Annotated in this window: 12 protein-coding genes and 1 tRNA gene; 3 read left to right on the forward strand and 10 right to left on the reverse strand. The window is 59.5% G+C overall.

The window, feature by feature from the left end:
- Positions 1-83: 83 nt before the first annotated feature.
- From Q672_RS33695 to Q672_RS33715, 5 genes are all read right to left on the reverse strand, one after another.
- Positions 84-911: an ion transporter gene (locus tag Q672_RS33695; RefSeq protein ID WP_022986966.1), complete on the reverse strand. Its 828-nt coding sequence runs from the start codon at positions 909-911 to the stop codon at positions 84-86.
- A gap of 143 nt (positions 912-1,054) precedes the next feature.
- Positions 1,055-2,986: an exodeoxyribonuclease V subunit alpha gene (gene recD / locus Q672_RS33700; protein ID WP_022986967.1), complete on the reverse strand. Its 1,932-nt coding sequence runs from the start codon at positions 2,984-2,986 to the stop codon at positions 1,055-1,057.
- A 186-nt stretch (positions 2,987-3,172) separates the two neighbouring features.
- Positions 3,173-6,793 carry an exodeoxyribonuclease V subunit beta gene (gene recB / locus Q672_RS33705; RefSeq protein WP_022986968.1) on the reverse strand — a complete coding sequence of 1,207 codons (3,621 nt, stop codon included), beginning with the start codon at positions 6,791-6,793 and terminating at the stop codon, positions 3,173-3,175.
- Positions 6,790-10,161, reverse strand: a complete 3,372-nt coding sequence (recC, locus tag Q672_RS33710) for an exodeoxyribonuclease V subunit gamma (RefSeq protein ID WP_022986969.1) — start codon at positions 10,159-10,161, stop codon at positions 6,790-6,792. Before recC ends, recB begins: the two co-directional genes overlap by 4 nt.
- Before the next feature lie 105 nt (positions 10,162-10,266).
- A complete protein-coding gene (locus Q672_RS33715) occupies positions 10,267-10,959 on the reverse strand; it encodes a LysE family translocator (protein WP_022986970.1) in 693 nt (230 codons plus the stop codon).
- A 150-nt stretch (positions 10,960-11,109) separates the two neighbouring features.
- On the opposite strand from Q672_RS33715, the gene Q672_RS33720 reads away from it, so the two are divergent.
- Complete coding sequence (locus tag Q672_RS33720) at positions 11,110-12,510, forward strand: aminotransferase-like domain-containing protein (RefSeq protein WP_022986971.1); 1,401 nt, start codon at positions 11,110-11,112, stop codon at positions 12,508-12,510.
- A gap of 57 nt (positions 12,511-12,567) precedes the next feature.
- Here Q672_RS33720 and Q672_RS33895 read toward each other — a convergent pair whose 3' ends face one another.
- Both Q672_RS33895 and Q672_RS33725 read right to left on the reverse strand, forming a co-directional pair.
- Positions 12,568-13,011, reverse strand: coding sequence for a DUF3332 family protein (locus Q672_RS33895; RefSeq protein WP_022986972.1), 444 nt, complete (start codon positions 13,009-13,011; stop codon positions 12,568-12,570).
- 200 nt (positions 13,012-13,211) lie between these two features.
- Positions 13,212-14,570 carry a KamA family radical SAM protein gene (locus Q672_RS33725; RefSeq protein WP_022986973.1) on the reverse strand — a complete coding sequence of 453 codons (1,359 nt, stop codon included), beginning with the start codon at positions 14,568-14,570 and terminating at the stop codon, positions 13,212-13,214.
- A gap of 397 nt (positions 14,571-14,967) precedes the next feature.
- Between Q672_RS33725 and Q672_RS33730 the strand changes: the two genes are divergently transcribed.
- Both Q672_RS33730 and Q672_RS33735 read left to right on the forward strand, forming a co-directional pair.
- The gene (locus Q672_RS33730; protein ID WP_022986974.1) at positions 14,968-16,419 is read left to right on the forward strand and encodes a phospholipase D-like domain-containing protein; all 1,452 of its coding nucleotides are present in this window, start codon (positions 14,968-14,970) and stop codon (positions 16,417-16,419) included.
- A 170-nt stretch (positions 16,420-16,589) separates the two neighbouring features.
- A complete protein-coding gene (locus Q672_RS33735) occupies positions 16,590-17,321 on the forward strand; it encodes a hypothetical protein (RefSeq protein ID WP_022986975.1) in 732 nt (243 codons plus the stop codon).
- On the opposite strand, the gene Q672_RS34075 is transcribed toward Q672_RS33735, so the two are convergent.
- The 3 genes from Q672_RS34075 to Q672_RS33745 form a co-directional block, all read right to left on the reverse strand.
- Positions 17,278-17,454 carry a PLDc N-terminal domain-containing protein gene (locus tag Q672_RS34075; RefSeq protein WP_022986976.1) on the reverse strand — a complete coding sequence of 59 codons (177 nt, stop codon included), beginning with the start codon at positions 17,452-17,454 and terminating at the stop codon, positions 17,278-17,280. The two genes, Q672_RS33735 and Q672_RS34075, sit on opposite strands and share 44 nt — an antisense overlap.
- Positions 17,455-17,537: 83 nt before the next feature.
- The gene (locus tag Q672_RS33740) at positions 17,538-18,719 is read right to left on the reverse strand and encodes an MFS transporter (RefSeq protein WP_022986977.1); all 1,182 of its coding nucleotides are present in this window, start codon (positions 18,717-18,719) and stop codon (positions 17,538-17,540) included.
- A 73-nt stretch (positions 18,720-18,792) separates the two neighbouring features.
- A tRNA-Arg gene (locus Q672_RS33745) sits at positions 18,793-18,869 on the reverse strand.
- Positions 18,870-18,871: the final 2 nt, after the last annotated feature.

Below are 18,871 nucleotides of genomic sequence, written 5' to 3' on the forward strand. Positions count from 1 at the left end.
CCAGAGGTTTCCCGGGGACACAAAGGTGTCCCTTTTTAATGCTGGCAAATAATCAGGCTGCGTGAGGCGTGAAAAAGAAGAACTCACTCTTTGCGGGCTTTGATCAGGGCGGTTAGCTCGGTAAGCTGTGACTGCATCTCTGCCAGTTGCCGTGTCATTTTTTCGCGCTCGTCATGGGCCTGCTCCGCTTGTTTGGCATTTTGTTCCTCGCTCATCACTTCCAGAATGGCCCCGATCATCATGTTCAGGAAGACGAACGCGGTCAGGAAAATAAAGCTGAGGTAATACAGCCAGCTTAACGGGTAGCTTTCCATGGTGGCGTACATCACGTCGGTCCAGTCTTCGAAGGTGGCCACCCGGAACAAGGTCAGCATGGAGATGGCCACATCCCCCCACAGGGTTTCATCGACACTGGAGAAGAACATGGAGCCCATGGCCGCGTAGATATAGAAAATGATGAACATCAACAGTGCGATGTAGCCCATGCGCGGGATGGCCTTGATCAGCGAGTTGATCAGGAAGCGCAGTTCCGGCACCACCGATACCAGTCGCAATACCCTAAATACCCTCAGTAGCCGGCCCAGCAGAACCACTTCGGCATTGTCCATGGGGATCAGGCTGCCGATGACTACCAGCGTATCGAACAGATTCCAGCCATCCAGCAGGAACCGCTTCTTGTCGGGGTGTACGCCCAGGCGGAACAGAATTTCTACCAGAAAGAAAACCGTGATGGCGTTGTCCAGTAGCGCCAGGGTGTCGCTGAATAGCGGTGGCAGGGTGTAGGTATTGGCGCCGATGGTCAGTGCCGACAGGATAATGATGGCAATGACCGCGCCCTGAAACAGCTTGCTGGATTCGATGCGGCGCAGGTACTCGAGCGTGGAGGCGGGCTGGGTCAATTCGGATGACATGACGGGTTGCGGTCCTGTGTGCAGTGTGGCTCAACAGATTCAGATGCGGATTCTAATCGGCGATGGCCCCGCAGGGTAGGTCTACGGGGCGGGCGGAGGCGGATGCCGGCAGAGGCGTCTGGTGCTCTCCGTTTGTTGCCAACTCAGCCCTGGAGCCGGTCTGCCAGCCCGGAGGCTCGCCAGGTCGGCTTGCGAATGGCACTTTCCAGCACGGACGGTTTGCCGAACTCCAGCAGGGTAAAGGTATCACGAGCGCGGGTAATCGCGGTGTAAACCAACTCCCGGGTCAGCAGCGGGTGCGGCGTATCCGGCAGCACCAGCAAGGTGTGACGAAACTCCGAACCCTGGGATTTGTGCACGGTCATGGCGTACACGGTTTCTACCCCGTCCAGCCGCGAAGGCAGCACCCACTTGATTCGGCCGTCGGGCAACTGGAAGGCCACCCTCAACCGGTGGTTGCCGTTGTCATCGGTCTCGCCGGGGAGCGTCAGGCCCACATCGCCATTCATCAGCCCCAGCTGGTAATCATTGCGTGTCATCATCACCGGGCGGCCCGCATACCACTCCCGTTCCGGTGCCAGATCCTGTTGTTGCAGGTAATGGGTGAGGCGCTGATTGAGCTGCTCTACCCCAAAGGGGCCGCTGCGCAGGCCACTGAGCAATTGCTGGTGGGTTAACTGTTTGAGCAGACCCGCTGCCCATGGATCCCGTTCTTCGTTGCCGGGCGGGGAGTCCACCGCGGCAAACAGGCTGCGTAAGCCGGCGTGACCTGCGCTGCCTTCCACCAACAGGTTTTCCAGCTGTGTATTGTCGTTTTGCAACCGGTGACGGTTGAGGCTCTCGGGGTAATCCCGGAATGCCGCCCGTGACTTGCCCAGGTCCGCCTGATTGATGGCGGTAGCCAGGGCGCCGATGCCGGGGCTGTCTTTGGAGCGCCAGTTGGTCCGTAGCATGGCCGTGGACTGTGCCAGTGCCGTGCCGGGCTGGTCGGGTTCTTCACAGAAGTCACGAATGTCGGCGCCACAACTCTGTGCCACGAAGTCCACGGTGTCGGCGTGGTAACGTCCCTCAAAGGCATGGCGGCACAAATCGCCCATGACTGCGCCGGCTTCTACGCTGGCCAACTGGTCCTTGTCGCCCAGCAGGATCAGTTGCGCATGGGCGGGCAGGGCCGCCAGCAGGCTGGCCATCATGTCCATGTCGATCATGCTGGCTTCGTCTACCACTACCAGATCCGCGTGCAGGGGATTGTGGGCGTGATGACGGAAGTGCCGCGAATCTGGCCGGGTGCCCAGCAGACGGTGCAGGGTGGTCACGTCGGTGGGAATGCTGTCGCGAACCGCATCAGATACCGGCAAGGCGGCGACCTGGTCGCCAATGGATTCGGTGAGTCGTGCGGCGGCTTTGCCGGTGGGGGCGGCGAGACGAATGCGCAGGCGCTGATGGTTTTCCATGGCCAGGCTTTGCAGCAGGCCCAGCAGTTTTACCACTGTGGTGGTCTTGCCGGTCCCCGGCCCGCCGGTAATGATGCCGATTCCAACGCGGCTGGCCAGCGCGCAGGCCACCTGTTGCCAGTTGGTGCCGTTACCACTGTCAGGGAAGAGCGCCTGCAACGGGCCATGCAGTTGCTGTGCAGACAGTCCGGAAGGCGTGGCCAGCCGTGCTGCAATGGCGTCGGCAACCGACCGTTCCTGTGACCAGCTACGGCGCAAATAAAGTCGATGCTGATCCAGCACCAGCGGTGTGCTGCCGTCGTTGCTGACCAGCGGGCTTTGCTGCAAGGCTGTGAGCCATTGGTCCGGTGTCCCGGGGAGTAACTGCGTCAGTTCCGCAGGCGGTGATGTGCCCCACAGCTGCGTGCTCAGGGCGTCATTTTCAAAATCCAGACAGAGATGGCCACTGGCCTGCTGGTTGCTGGTAAAGGCCGCGAGTAACAGCACTTCATAGCTTGCCTCGCTGCATTGCTGATGCAGAAAGCGGGCAATGGCCACATCCAGATCCCGCAACAGGCCTCCGTCACGCAGTTGCTCCAGGGCGTCTTCCCAGTTGAGGGCGGAGAATAGATCAGATTGCATGGCTGCCCCTCCAGAGGTATGAGCTGCAAGCTACAAGCTTCAAGCTGCAAGGCGCGAAACAGACAATCGGGTTTTGATAGGCCGTGCCCGCGTTCGCATTTCCGTGAATCGCGGATAAAAAGGTTGGAGGGCGGCTGCAGACTTTCCCGTGTTGTAGCTTGTAGCTTGAAGCTTGTAGCTTGCTTCTCATTCCTCGCCTCCAAACATCGCATCCAGCCTTTCAATCAACTCCGTCGCCGGCCGGTCGAAGACCGTGCCCGCGGCTGGCCCCTGCATGCCGCGCAGGAACACATAGACGGCGCCGCCCAGGTGTTGATCCGGATTGTAGTCTTCGCCAAGTCGGTTCTTGAGAAGACGATGGAGGGCCAGCAGGTAGAGTACGTACTGCACCTCGTAACGCTTGTCGAGAATGGCACGGGTCATGGCGTCGGAGGTGTAGGCGCTGTCATCCACGCCCAGCCAGTTGGATTTGTAGTCGAGCACGTAGTACTTGCCGCGGTGTTCGAACACCAGATCGATAAAGCCCTTGAGCATGCCGTTGAGGGTGTCAGCTTCCAGTCGCGGGCGGGGCAGGTCAGGGTGGATGGCATCGCGAATGGCCTGATCCAGTGCCGCCACGCTCACCTGGTTGGCGGGCAACATGAATTCCATCTCTGCCACATAGGTGGCCATCTCGCTCAGTGCCACCTGATCAGCGGCCAGCGGTAACGGGGTTTGCAGGGCGGTTTTCCACCAGTCCTCAATCACCGCCGTGTGATCCTGCCAGCCGCGAGCCTGAAGTTTTTCTGCCACAACCTGTTCGAAGGGGGCAGGGGACGCCAGGGTCGCAACAAAGTCCTGGTTTGCTGCCTGCTCGAGAACATCATGCAGCAGGGTGCCGGGGGCGGCGCCGCGCGGGAAGGCGTGGATGCTACCCGCCAAGGGCTCCTGTTCCGGCATGCTGTCCTGATCCGGTTGTTCGGCCAACTGGTCGCTGCGCGGGTCCGCCGGGGCCAGGGTTTCCTGAACCTGCTTGAGGGCACTGTAGCTGGCAATCCACCAGGGTTGGCGTTGATGTCGGGGGGGCACTTGTACCGGTTTCAGGGTCGGCTTCCGGGTGGCCGGTTGATACGGCAGATCATTGCTCTGCGGTGGCGCGATCACGCTTACCGAGTCGCTGATGACTGGCCTCAGTGTTTCGGTGAGTTTTTCATTTTCCACACCGTCACCAAACAGCAGGCGGCCAATGGCACTTTTCTCCAGCTGGTTGGTTTTACCGTTGCCTTTCACGTAGGGGGCAATGCCCAGGGTGCAGGTATGGCAGGCCCGGGTGAGTGCCACATAGAGCAGGCGCATGTCTTCCGCCAGGCGCTCTTCGTCAGCCTTGCGCTCGTCTTCTGCATCCGGCTCCAGTGACACATGCAGCCGGTCATCATCATGGAAACGCAGCGGCGGCTTGCTCTTGTCGGCGGGGCGGAAGCTGCAAATAAAGGGCAGATACACCAGCGGGTATTCCAGCCCCTTGGACTTGTGGATGGTGATTACCTTGACCCGGTCGTCATCACTTTCCAGCCGCAGGATGCTTTCCTTGCTGCTGTTACTCTGCTGTTCGAGGGTTTCTTCCAGATAGCGAATCAGGGCCTGCTCGCCATCCAGTTGAGTGGCCATCTGCTGCAGCAATTCAGACAGGTGCAACAGGTTGGTCAGTGCCCGCTCGCCATCCAGGCTCTGGCTGAGGCGCACCGGGACATGAAAATCCATCAACAAACTGCGCAGCATGGGCAGCACGCCTTGCTGTTGCCACTGGTGCCGATAGCCATGGAACTGTTCCACCATGCGCTCCCAGCGCACCTCATCCTGGTTGATGGCATCCAGTTCCGTATAGGCTATATCCAGTGACGCACTGGCCAGGGCGCTGCGCACCTTGCTGTCCGATTCCGGGTTGGCGCAGGCGTGCAGGATCAGCAACAGGTCGATCGCTTCCGGCTGGGCAAAGACGGAATCCTGATCAGACAGATACACGCTGCGCACCGCACGTTCCATCAATGCATCACGAATGGCTTTGGCCTCGGTGCGGTCACGAACCAGGATGGCAATGTCGTTGGGTTGGAGCGGCCGGAATTGTTCGTCTTTGCGGAAACCGGTGTCGCCTTTTTCCGCGCCGTTGAGCAGGTGGGCGATTTCGGTGGCGCAACGGTCCGCCTGTTGCTGGCGGTACTGACCGGCACTGATCGCTCTGTCGCGGTCTTCCACCCACAGTGTGATGCCCGCTTTGACCTGCCCATCCACTTCCAGTTGTTCCTTGCGCCCCTGGGCTTCCACCGGGTCGAAAGGAAAGGGGCTGCCGGTTTTGGCCATACGGAAGACATCACCAAAGGTCTGGTCGCTGTAAGTGAACAACTCGTTTACAGCGGAGACCATGGCATGGGCAGAACGGAAGTTCTTTTTGAGTGTGTAGTGGTTGCCTTCGGTGGCCGTGCGGGCTTTCAGGTACGTGAATACATCCGCGCCGCGGAATGCATAGATGGCCTGCTTGGGGTCGCCGATCATGAACCAGCCGATCTCCGGCTGATTCCCATAGAGTGCAGAGAAAATCCCGTACTGGACCGGATCGGTATCCTGAAATTCGTCGATCAGCGCTACCGGGAATTGTTCACGAATCACCGCGGCCAGCCGCTCGCCGTTGGACCCTTCCAGGGCATCGCGCAGGCGTGTGAGCATGTCATCGAAGCCCAGCGTCGCGGTCTGGCGGCGCACTTGGTCCACCCGCCGGTCAATCCAGGCGGCCACATGGGCCAGCAGGTCCGTGCGTGGCAGGCGGGTGTTTTCGCGCCCCATCAGGACCCGATCAAGCGTCTTGCAGAACAGGAAGTCCGGACGGTGGTCCTGACCCGCCTTGGTCAGCTTCATGCCGTCTTCAGAAAACTTGAAGAGGACGTCATAATCCTTGTCGCGCAGGCCTTCACCCTTGGCGAAGCGCTTCAGGAGCTTGAGCATGCCGGGCACACTTTTCGCCCGGTAGCTGTTGCCGTTCAGCCACTTGTTCTCCTGGGCGTCACGTACCCAGTGAAGAAAGTCCGGCAAGGCCTCCGCCAGTTGCTGGCGAGCGAGCCGGTCCAGCTCGGCCTGGGGATCGGTTTGCGTCAGCCATTCTTTGACACTGTCTGGCAGGTTCGCCGGATCGGCTTCCTTGAGCCCCAGAAGGGGACGGGCTTGCTTGAGCAGGGCATCCGGGTTGCCCAGTCCTTCGCTTTGCAACTGGTTGGCGGCACTCACCGGGAAGCGGTTGATGATGTTGCGCCAGTAATCCCGTGCCGCCTGCAGTTGGTCATCGCTGGCATCTTCCTGTAGTTCCAGGCTGAACAGGCTGCCGGAATCAAACGCATGCTGCTTGAGCATGCGATTACAGAACCCGTGGATGGTGTAGATGGCCGCTTCGTCCATCCACTGGGCGGCGGCATCCAGGCGCTGGGCGCATTGCTTGCGCGCCTGCGGCTCGGCGTAGTCGGCCAGCAGTTGTGACAGCACCGGGTCGCTGGCAGTGGCGTCCGGGTCGGCAAAGGTACGGGCGGCATCGGCCAGACGGTCCCGAATCCGCTCGCGCAATTCTTCCGTGGCGGCTTCGGTGAAGGTCACCACCAGGATGTCCGGTGGCAGCAGCGGGCGGTGGAAGGCCCGGTCGTCACCATGGCCCAGCACCAGGCGCAGATAAAGCGCTGCCAGGGTGAAGGTCTTGCCGGTACCGGCGCTGGCTTCGATCAACCGGGTGCCATGCAGAGGGAAGGTGATCGGTAGCGGTGGGGACTGACATCCGTCGTTATGGCTCATGACAGGTCCCCCAGTTCGGCCCACTGGCTGTTCAGGAAGAGGGGCGCATAGAGTTGTTCTGTCCAGTAAAGAAACAGCGGTTCTTCCTCTTTTGTCTGTGCCCAGAGCGTATCGAAATCCGGCCAGGCGCGGGCCAGTGACGGGTCATCCACTTCCCCTCGGCTGAAATCGCTGCTGGTGTATTTGTTCCTTGCTGCTTTCACGCCTTTCTCTTCATCTTCTTCCGCCAGGAAGGCAAAGGCGGTGGCACAGGCCACCGGTAGTGGATGGCAGAGCGCCTGTTGCCAGGCATGACCAAGCTGGTCGAGATGCTGCTGGGCTGCCTGCTGGGTCAACTGTAGCAAGGTAAAGCGCCCATCCTGGCCCTGTATGCGGGTGGTGAGCGGGTAGCCGGCAGCACAGGCAGCCAGGTGAATTACCCAGTCGCGACACAGCTTGTCGTAACGGTTTTCCAGCCTGCCGGTCTGCAGGACCAGCCGCTGGGGGTTGGCGGTGGCGCCGCGCAGATCGGTGAGCCAGTCTTCCAGTGGCAGGGGGCCAGCGGTCAGACGGATTTCCTGCTGGGGCTGCGGGCTGCCGCTCTGGGCCAACAGGGCAAAGTAATCGTCCAGCGGATCGGCCAGCGGCACCAGCAGGCTGTCACGGCTACCTTCTTCAAACGGATGCAGGGGCAGGTCGCCGCTGGCGGCCAGCCGGTTCAGAGTGGCCTGCATGGTGCTTTGTGCCTGTTCCGGACCCGCCTGCAAGGCGTCACTGATCAGCTGATCCTGCAGTTGATAACGTTGCAGCCCATCGAAACCGAAAGGTTCGCTGTCTTCGAGTACCTGGCGTTCCAGTTTCAGTTTTGCCTTGAGCCGGCGTTCGAAAAAATGCGCCACCGGTTGCTTCAGGAAGCGACCCAGGACGCTGCAGTTCACCGGTTCGTCCACGTCCAGTGACGGCAATGGTTGGCGATTGTCCACCTGCGGGGCCTCGCCATCATGCAGTACACGCCATTCATTGGCATAGGTGTCGAGAGCATCGTTGGCGGCATCAAAGTACTGGCCGCTGAAGGGCTGCAGGGGATGGGCCTGGGTGAGGGCCTCCACCGGGTCGCCCTGATCGCAGTGCCAGCGCTGGTTGATGTGATCGCGCAGCTGGGCCACCAGTACCGAAGGCGGACGTTCGCTGTTGTCGCGCACGTTGCGGCCGGTCCAGCTGATGTAAAGGCTGTCGCGGGCGCTGAGCAGGGCTTCCAGAAACAGGTAACGGTCGTCGTCCCGCCGGGAGCGATCCCCCGGGCGATAGTTGCCCCACTGGCGCATCAGGTCGAAATCCATGGGCTGCTGCGGGCGGGGGTAATCGCCGTCTTTCATGCCCAACAGGCAGACATGGCGGAACGGAATGGCGCGCATGGGCATCAGGGTACAGACGTTGATGCGGCCGGCCATAAAACGCTGCGACAGGCTTTCGGAATTGAGTGCATCGAGTAATGGGCGGCGGGCCACGGTCAGTGGCAGGGCCTTGTCGAAATCCGCTTCGCCACAGGCCGCCAGCCAGTCGTTGAGGGCATCGCGCAGGCCGGCATCGAGGCCCTGATCGTCCTGTTCGTCGGGGGCAAACAGATCGTCCAGCAACTGGCTGAAACGCAGCTGCCATTGGGTCGGAGTGGCGCTGTCCCGGAAGGCCTGCCAGTGCTGTTCCAGACTCTCCAGCAACCGTGACAGTCGCCCGGCCAGCTCGGCGCCCAGCCCTGCTACTTCGTCCAGCGGCTGGATGTTATTCCAGGCGGGGCCATCGCCCATCAGGTAGCCGGCCAGCATGCGTTTGAGCCCGAACGCCCAGCTGTTTTGTTCAAAGCCGGGGACGTCCAGGGTGTGGCGCTGGTCGCTGTTGAGCCCCCAGCGGATACGGGCCTGATCAATCCAGCTGGCCAGCTGGGGCAAGTCGCTTTCCTCGATGGCAAAGCGCTGGCGCACTGCAGGCACCTCCAGCAGGTCGAGAATGTCGCTGGCGGTGAAGCGCCATTGGGGCAGGTGCAGCAGGGATTCCATGGCCTGGGCCATGGGCGAGGCGGCACCGGCACTGCGGTCGCTGAGGGTGTAGGGGAGGTAGCGGGGATCCTCCCGCTCCATGCGACCAAACACCGCATCAATGTAGGGCGCGTAGGCCTCGATATCCGGCACCATCACAATCACGTCCCGGGGCTGCAGGGTGGGGTCCTCGGCAAAGCGTTTCAGCAACGCATCCTGCAGGATCTCTACCTCCCGCTGGGGGCTGTGGGCGATGGTGAAATGCAGGGACGAATCCGGTTGCAGGAGCGGTCGCTGATCCGGAGCCGGCTGCGGTTCCAGATCGAGAATATCCTGCTGCAACTGTTCCAGCAGCGTGCCCGGTGTCAAATCCGTGAACAGGTCGATCTGGTTCTGGAACGCGCTGCGGTAGCTGTCCGGATCATCGTGATCATAGAGCAGCCCGATAAAGTCCCGGCCCTGTTTGCCCCAGGCGGCCAGCAGCGGATTGACCCGGTTCTCTGGCAGCAGGTCGAGGTGACGTTTGCGCTCGTCCAGTTGACGCCGTAGCAGATGACGGTCTTCCACGATATCTGCCCAGTAGTGCTGGCAGGGGTTCTGCACCAGCATCAGGATCTGGCAGTGCTGGCTGAGTGCGGCGAGGGCCTCCAGGGATTGCTGGGGAAGGGCGCTGATGCCAAAGATGATCAGGCGACGCGGCAGGCCGGGTGGCGTTTCGCCGCTCTTCAACGTTTCGATAAAGCGGTCATGGATGGCGCTGCGACTGAGGCCCTGTTTGTCGTCGTCCATGTCTGTCAGTACGGCGCGCCAGAGATGGGCCTGCCAGCGCTGGCTGTCGGGGAAATCATCGTGGGCGTTGCGGTCGTGGGCCTTGCGCAGTTGATCGCGGCCGGCTTCCCAGTCGGTCAGCCAGTCGGCGCGATACACCTGGTAGGCGTCATAGAGATCCGCCAACCGTTCCGCCAACTGGTGCCGCTTGCGACAGTCCTGGTCATCGGTAAGAAAGTGCCGTAGCGGGCCGAAGTGTGGATCGTCCAGCAGAGTCGGCAGCAAACGATACAGACGCCACAGCAACCGGGATTTGTCGAAGGGCGAAGTGCGTGGGACCTGTTCCTCCCCCAGCACGGCGCGATAGGCGTTCCATAAAAAACGGGCGGGCATCTGGAACTGGTAGCCGGCACTGATCCCCAGAGATTGGGCAAGTTGCAGTTTCAGCCATTGGGCCATGCCATTGGATTGCACCAGAAACGTCTCTGTTTCCAACGGGGACAACGGCTGGCGACGAAGCCAGTCCGCCACCAGTTCAGTGAGGGTTTCCAGACGGTTGCTGTGTAGCACCATCAGCCCGTTTTGCATGGACATTCCTTGGATAGCATTGCCAAACGCCAAGCCTAAGGGAGTCCGTCGAAGGGAGGAAGGGCCAAGGCAGTTTTCTGCCCTGACTTTACGTGTGTCGCTGGTTTACATCACGCTCATCCACCATTCCAGCTTGTCCCGTTTCCGCTCTGGCTGAGGCGCGGGGGAGGAGCTCGGTTGCACCTCGCTGGCCTGACTGGGTTGTATGCCAAAGGTGGGATACAAGGAGGCAACCAGCAGTACCGCCATGACGCGATTGAAATACCGCAGACGTTGCCCTTTTTTCAAGCCGTTCTTTAATGCCGCGCCAAACAGGTTCCAGCTACTGATCAGCGGCAAACCCACAACCACGAAGGTGCCGGCAAGCAGCAGCATGCTGGCGGTAAAGTTGTGGGGTTGGGTAAAAGTGGCCACCCCGGTCAACGTCATCATCCAGGCTTTGGGATTAACCCATTGGAACAGCGCCGCCTGGATAAAGGTCAGGGGCTGTTGCTGCTGCGGGTGGTCCTGCAGGGAGCGGTTTCGCACCAGCTGCCAGGCCAGCCACAGTAAATAAAGGGCACCGGTTATGCGCAACCCGTTGATCAGAGAGGGGGAGTGAGTCAGCAGCTGGCCGAGCCCCAGCGCGATGCACAGCAGCATGATCTGACAGCCGATCACGATACCCAGAATATGCGGCAACGAACGAATGAAGCCGGCGTTGGCGCCGGAAGAAACCAGCATCAGGTTGTTGGGGCCGGGGGTTCCGGTCATTACGGCAACAAAGCCGACAAGGGCGAAAATCTGCTCCATTGGCATGGCTGGCATCCATTGGCTCTGGAAGGTGTTCCAGAGTAGGTGGACAAGCTGTATCGATACAGATATAAGAAAACAAAATTGATGCAGTACAGATTGTGTTTTTATAAAACTGTGCTGCCTGTTGTGACGCTATCTGTATCGGTAATTGCCATGACTTTGTATCAACGCCTTGCGGATACCCTTCAGGAACTGATTCGCGAGCAGGCGTATCCCGTGGGAAGTCGGTTACCCGGGGTGCGCATGTTGGCGGCACAGCATCAGGTGAGTGTCTCTACCGCGGTGAATGCCTGTCGGGAATTGGAGCAGCGAGGTGTCCTGGAAGCACGGTCGAGATCCGGGTATTACGTCTGTCCACCGCTTGCCGAGCTTGAACCTCCCAGGGTCGCCCGGGCGAGCCGGCGGCCGCGTCGTATCACCGGGCAGGAGCGGGTATTACAGATTCTGCAGAATGTGAATAATCCGGCGATCGTTAACCTGGGGGCGGCGGTGCCGGCCCCGGAGTACATGCCGGTGGCGACCATGGAAAAAGTCTTTCACGGGGTGCTTCGCGAACAACGAAGACGTTGCGTGGGCTACGAATTTCCCCCCGGCGCGCCTGAACTCTGCACCCAGATTGCACGTCGTATGGCCGCCTTGCAGTGTCCCACTCGCCCTGAGCAGGTACTGGTTACCAACAGTTGTCAGGAATCGGTTGCGATAGCCCTGAAACTGGTCACTCAGCCGGGAGATACGGTGGCCATTGAGTCTCCGACCTACTATGGGTTGCTGCAGGTGATTGAGTCACTGGGGCTCAAGGCTCTGGAGATTCCCACGGATCCTGAGACCGGCATCTCCCTGGACGCACTCACTCTGGCGCTGGAACGCTGGAAGGTATCTGCCTGCGTGGTGGTGGGTAATTTCTCGAACCCGTTGGGGGTGTGCCTGTCGGATGAGCGAAAGCAAGCTTTGCTGGCCTTGCTGGCCAGACACCGGGTACCGCTGGTGGAGGATGATATCTATGGGGACCTTCCGTTGACCGGGCGGCGACCCAGACCGATCAAGAGCTGGGATTCAACGGGGCAGGTTTTCTACTGCTCGTCTTCCTCCAAGACGTTGTCGGCGGGATTGCGTGTGGGTTGGATGGTGACCCCGGATGCTTACACCGAAAAGGCGCGTTATCTGCAGTTCATCAATACGGTGTCGGTTTCTACGCCGTCCCAGCTGGCGCTGGCTCGTTATCTGGAGAGAGGGCACTACGACCGTTATCTTCGTCAGGTTTGCGGTGAGCACGCTCGCAGTGTTGCCCGGATGACGGAGCGTGTAACGCAGTTATTTCCTGCCGAAACACGGGTTAGCCGACCTGCCGGAGGGTTTGTGCTTTGGCTGGAGTTGCCCGGTGACATTGATACGTCAGAGTTGATCGAACAGGCTCAGGAGCAGGGGGTGAGTTTTGCGCCGGGTGCCTTGTTTTCCGCTACCGGGAAGTTTACCAACTGCCTGCGTCTTAACTGCGCGGTAAAATGGGATAACCGGGTAGAGCAGGCGCTGATTACGCTGTCTCGTCTGTGTTGATGCGCAGGAAGCAATGCTTGCCTGCGCATCGTCACATCGTCACATCGTTACATCGTCTCAGAGCATAATGGAGCCAAGCACTTCACGTTGTCCGTTCTGCACCTTGATCACTTTGCTGCCTTCCTTGATCAGGGTGTAACTTTCCGCCACGTCTCCGCTGGTGGCCAGCACGCCGATGGAACCATCAGCGTGGTAGGTCAGTTGGGCTTCGTTGCCCAGGCCGTCAGTGACGGTTTCGGTGGTGCCTGCGACTCTGGCGCCTTCCTGGCTGATCGGGTTTGTGCCAGTCCAGAACTCAATGGAGTTGAAGATGATAATGTCACCGAGCAACGACAAGCCGTAAACCGGGATCCACCAGAAGGCGAAAGAAATCACCTGATTAACAAATTTGTTATCGGTCGCATCGGCATTCCAGTCCTGCACAGTATCGAACAGGGCGTTCTGACCGAGACAGCCGGTGAGCATTACGGCGCCAAGGGCGCTAGCCAAGCCTTTTTTCATGGGGTTCTCCAAACAAGAAAGGTCGTCGTACCCGGGAAGTATTAGCGTAATTGTGTTTGGAAACCATGTCAGGTTTGGGGCGTGGGAGAGGTATTTGAACATCCGGGTTGCTGTTGCTGTTGCTGGGGCGATGGGGGGAGGCTTGGGTTGCTTAGCGCCAACCTGCGCCCCGCAAAGTGGGGCGCAGGTTCTCGGGGCCGCTATCCGCGTTCCATGGCGGCCAGCTCATCCTCAAAGAAAAAGGTGTCTTCACCGAAAGCCGGTTCCAGGTGGTTCAGCCACGTTGCCTGTTCGTTGTATTTGGCAAAGAAGGGACGCTGGACCCAGTCATGGTTGCGGCCCTGGATGAACCGTAACGCAAAGACCTTCTCGCCATTGATCTCGGTGACGCCCTGGATCTCGACCTTGCCCGGGTGGCTGGACATGCTCGGGCCGCGGGCTGTTCTGGCAATACCCGAGACCTGTTTCATGGCGTCCCGATAGATGTTCCACGCTTTGGCAAGTGGCACTTCAAAATAATGGCGGGCGCCGGTGTCGCGTTCCACGAACATGTAGTACGGCACAATGCCCAGCTCTACCTGGGTTTGCCACAGACGCGCCCAGTCATCGGCGTTGTCGTTGATGTGGGCCAGCAACGGTCCCTGAGCACGGATGACCGCACCGGTGGCACGAACACGTCGCACCGCTTCTTTGGCGATGTCGGTTTCCAGCTCTTGCCAGTGGTTGTAGTGAGCCATCAGCGCCAGATGCTTTCCGCTGGCTTGGACTTCGCGGAACAGTGCCAGCAGGTCGTCAGCGTCGGCATCCGAAACCACCCGGTAGGGCCAGAACGTCAGGGCTTTGGAACCGATACGGATGGTGCGAATTTGTTCCAGTTCCAGCAACGGTTCGATATGAGCGCGCAGGTTTTTGGTTTTCATTACCAAAGGATCGCCACCGGTGATCAACACATCAGTGATTTCCGGGTGTGCCTGGATATATTTCTTGAGTTGACCCGCTTCCTTTGCGGCAATCTTCAGATCGTTGTCGCCGATGAACTGGGCCCAGCGAAAGCAGAACGTGCAATAGCTGTGGCACACCTGACCCTGGCTGGGGAAGAACAGCACCGTTTCATTGTACTTGTGCTGGATGCCGTCGATTTTCTCGCCATCCACTTCCGGCATATTGTGTTCCATCTGGCCTGCCGGGTGAGGGTTCAGGGCCTCGCGTACCTCCGCGATCACAGCCTTGATGTGGTCCTTGTCGCCACCGCGCATGGCATCGGCAACCCGGTCGAAGTGCTCCGGTGCCAGCATCCCTTTCTGTGGGAATGTCAGCTGGTAGATCGGGTCGTCGGGAACCTTGTCCCAGTTGATCAGTTCGTTGATGACATACTCGTTTACCCGGAATGGCAGGACATTGGCAACGACCTCCATGGCGAAGCGGGTGTCGTCATCCAGACGCTTGAGTGGCTCGATCTTGTCCAGTTGTTTGGCGGTGAACACCTTGAAGCGGCGAGGCTCATCAAACTGTGTGTGCTCGCTCTGGTGCAGCGGAATAACCGTATTGGTCTCGGGCATGGTTACGCTCCTCATCATGTGCCGATGCGTTGCTGCGTGAAGACGCCACGCCAACACCGGTACACTGGCTGCCTAAACCAGCGGAATTAGTTATTACTACTGATGACCGGCGGCGGCCGGTACTGAACACGAGCCGTGGCTCGTCGCTGTACGCCACTAGGGACGCGAGGGACCTGGGTCTTGCCCATCTTCCAGCCATTAGCGGGGAAGCAGGACGCTGCCAGTGTGCAGTCACTGACCCAAAAGAGGGCGCATTCTAGTGAAACGGGACGGAAAGCGCAAAAATGTCACCGGTGTGACAGAGGTAACTACCCGTTAAAACAGGGATTTGTGCTATGTTGCCAGCATTGCACTGTATCGAGACAAGGTGAATTCTGGCGGTCCGGCAAGGAGAGGAATGGACGCATTCGTAACGCAGTGGGGGCAGGGGGTTGACCGTTGGCTGCTGCGGCTGGAACCGTTCTGGCCGCATCTGGCGGCCATGATCAGTGTCGCCCTGGCCATCACGGTCACCATCCATGTTTCACAGAACAAGCGCGATGCCCGGGCCGCAGCGGCCTGGACCGTGCTGGTCTGGCTGGTGCCGGTGTTTGGTGCTCTGCTGTACTTCCTGCTGGGCGTGAACCGTATCCGCCGCCGTGCCCGGCAGCTCACCGGTGGCAAGATCGAGACCGATGAAGGCTGGCGTGTGGCGGCTGAACCCCTGCCACTGCATGGGCATTTTCAGGAGTTGAGCCGCTTGGTAGGGCGTCTGACCCATTTGCCTCTTACCGACGGTAACCGCATTACGCCCCTGGATGCGCCGGCGGCCTATCAGCAAATGCTGGACGCGATCGAGAGCGCCAACGAAAGCATTTTTCTGGCGACCTACATTTTTGGTAATGACGCTGCCGGTCGGCCGGTGGTGGAAGCTCTCGCTCGGGCAGTCCAGCGCGGGGTGAAGGTGCGGGTGCTGGTGGATGGGGTTGGTTCCCTGTATTCGCTGCCATCTGTGGTGTGGCGGTTGCGCCGCAACAAGGTGCCGGTGCAGCGCTTCCTTTACTCGCTGGCGCCTTGGCGAATGCCTTACATTAATCTCAGAAACCACCGTAAATTCATGATTGTCGACCGGGAAACCGGTTTCACCGGCGGCATGAATATTCGTGCAGGCTATATTCAAACGCCTCCTTCTATTACCGACCTGCATGCGCGGCTGGAAGGGCCGGTAGTGGGACAGTTGCTACGCAGCTTCGCGGCAGACTGGTTGTTCAGTTGCGGCGAACTTCTTGAAACCAGCTACCGTGGCCTGGCGCAGCTGGGAGAGGTAAAGGCCCGGGGGATCAGTGCCGGGCCGGATGCAGATTTTGACAAGCGACGGCTGACACTTCTGGCGGCCATTGGTGCTGCAGAGCACCGTATTCGCATCGTTACGCCCTATTTTGTGCCGGATTTGACGCTCCTGGCCACTTTACAGCTGGCCATGCTCAAGGGTGTGCAGGTACAGCTGATCGTGCCGCAGAAGAATAATCTTCGCATGGTGCATTGGGCCAGCCTGCATGCATTACGCTGGCTGGTCAGTGAAGGGGCTGAACTGTACCTGTCGACACCGCCCTTTGATCACAGCAAGGTCATGACGGTTGACGGCCACTGGGTGATGCTGGGTTCCGGAAACTGGGACGCGCGCAGTTTGCGGCTCAATTTCGAGTTTGATCTGGAATGTTACAGCGACCAGCTCGCTGGCACAGTCGATGGGTCCATAGATGAGCGACTGCCAGATTGCCGCCGAATGGATACCGCGGCTTTTCGTGATATGGCGCCCTGGCGTCGTGTGAGAAATGCGCTGGCGCATTTGATGGAGCCCTATCTGTAAACCCGGCTAGTACTTTTGTATCATGTCATAGTGCCAGCATTTCTGTGGGCTGAGTCACGCTATCGTAAACATTCTGTATCGACGTTGTTCTGGCGAGGATACAGTGCCAGCACAGCGAATGGCAGCCGAGCGGCTGCCGTTTTTTATATTGGGGAATGTCGGGAAAGCAAATGCTGACTAGACTATTGCTGGTGCTGTTGGCCTTGATGGGGGGGCAAGTGAGCCTGGCTGCGGATGCCAGCTGGATCATGGTGACCGAACGGGATGATATTCGGGTATTCCGCCAGGATGACGACAGCTCCCGCCTGAAAACCTTTCGGGGCATCGCACGAATGCCGGTCGAGGACTTCAAGTCCATCGGCGTGCTTATGGATGACTATGATGCTGTGGCGTCTTTCATGCACATGGTGTCAGAAATCCGCGATCTGCGCCGCCATTCCCACTTCAAGCGCGATGTCTACGTAACGACCCGTTTGCCCTGGCCTGTGAGTGATCGGGACGCACCACTGCGTGTGCAGTTCTACCAGGAAAAGGATTCCTACGATCTGGTGATGCCGTTTTCACTCTACGAAAGCAACATGCCGGAGCAGGATGGCTACGTCCGTATGCCGCAGATGGAAGGCTATTACCGTTTTTCACCGGTAGCGCCCGGAGAAGTGGAAGTCACAATTGAAGTCGTGTTGGATCCTGGCGGGGTGGTGCCCGCCTGGATTGCCAATATCATTCTACGCGATATTCCCTACTTCTCTCTCAAGCGGTTGCGCCGTGTGGTGAATCAGCCACGCTTCCAGGGTGTGGACACAGGCTATTACCGTGTGCCTGAGAACTGGCAGAAAAAGGCAGAGCCAAGGTCGGTTGCTAACGCTTCAGCGGAGAGCCCGGCCCCATCAGTGCCCAGATGATCAGACCAACAAGCGGCAGGATAAGCACCAGCAGCACCCATAGCACCTTGGCGCCGGTTTCCGCGGAAGATTGGATAATCATGACGATGGCATAAATCGCCAATGCCAGTTGTAGCAATCCCAGCAGTTTCATCGTGTCATTCCTTTTCGATTAGTCCTGACCCTGAATGTAGTGCACTGAGCCCGCCGGGTAAATTGCCGGGCTGTTAAACACCGTCAAACCTGTCGGCGGCAAAGCCAGCCCCCATACAGCAAGGCAATCAGCCCGATGCCTGCTCCCAGCAGGACAACCCCGTCCCAACCGAAGTGCTCGTAGGCACGAGCAGAGCCTAAAGAGCCCCCGGCGCCACCCAGAAAGTACAGGAACATGTAGCCGGAATTCAGACGGTTGCGGATATGTTCATCCAGCGAGAACACCAGGTTCATATTGGTGATATGCACCGTCTGCAGTGCCAGGTCCAGCACCATGATCCCTGCCACCAGCGCAAGCAGGGAATCTGCCCCCAGTTTGAGCAGCCACCAGGAGCCGAATAGCAAGGCCAAACCGCCCAGGGTCAGGATGCGGCTGTGGCCACGATCCGAGAGAACGCCGGCGTGGCGTGCGGACAGGGCGCCAACCGCTCCGGCCAGCCCGAACAAGCCAATGGTGGCATCGGACATCTCCCAGGGAGAAGCGGAAAGCAAAAAGGCCAGTGGTGTCCACAAGATACTGAAAAGGGCAAAAATCAGACATCCCAGGAGGGCCCGCTGCCGGAAAAGGGGATAGCGCACAAACAGGACAGCGACCGATCCGATCAGGCGCGGATAACTGAGCCGACTGTTCTGGCGGTAGCGAGGCAGGGCGCGGAACAGAATCGCGGTATTGACCAGCATCAGCCCGGCAGCCACCCAGTAGACTGTGTGCCAGTCGCCCAGTGAGGACAGTGCGCCCGCGACGGTTCTGGCCAACAGAATGCCCAGCAGCAGACCACTCATGACCGTACCCACAACCCGGCCGCGGTGGGCCACAGGGGAGAGCGTGGCGGCGAAGGGAACCAGCACCTGAGCAACCACCGAGAATGCGCCAGTGATCGCTGTGCCGGCAAGTAACATGGGTAACGATGTGGCGCTGGCACTGACCAGCAATCCGCCGGTGGCAAGCAACATCATCGTGACCACCAGCCCCCGGCGCTCCAGCAGGTCCCCGAGGGGGACCAGCAGAATGAGACCGACGGCATAGCTGGCCTGGGCGGTGGTGACAATGATCCCGGCGCTGGCGTAAGAGAGCGCCAGTTGGTCAGCGATAGTGTGCAGCAGGGGTTGCGCATAGTAGTTGCTCGCGACCACCAGGCCGGTGGTCGCGGCCATCAGCAGAACCAGCCAGGGGCTCAGCGTTGCGGGCGATGAAGAGTTCTGCATGGATGTCTGTATCGTGAATATGGTTCATTTTTAGCCTGAATCAAGCCCGGGAAGGGCTGAAATCAGGGGGAAGTGGCGCCCCGGAGATGATTCGAACATCCGACCTAGCGCTTAGGAGGCGCTTGCTCTATCCAGCTGAGCTACCGGGGCAA

The organism is Alcanivorax sp. P2S70, from assembly GCF_000475295.1.
Lineage (GTDB): Bacteria > Pseudomonadota > Gammaproteobacteria > Pseudomonadales > Alcanivoracaceae > Alcanivorax > Alcanivorax profundi.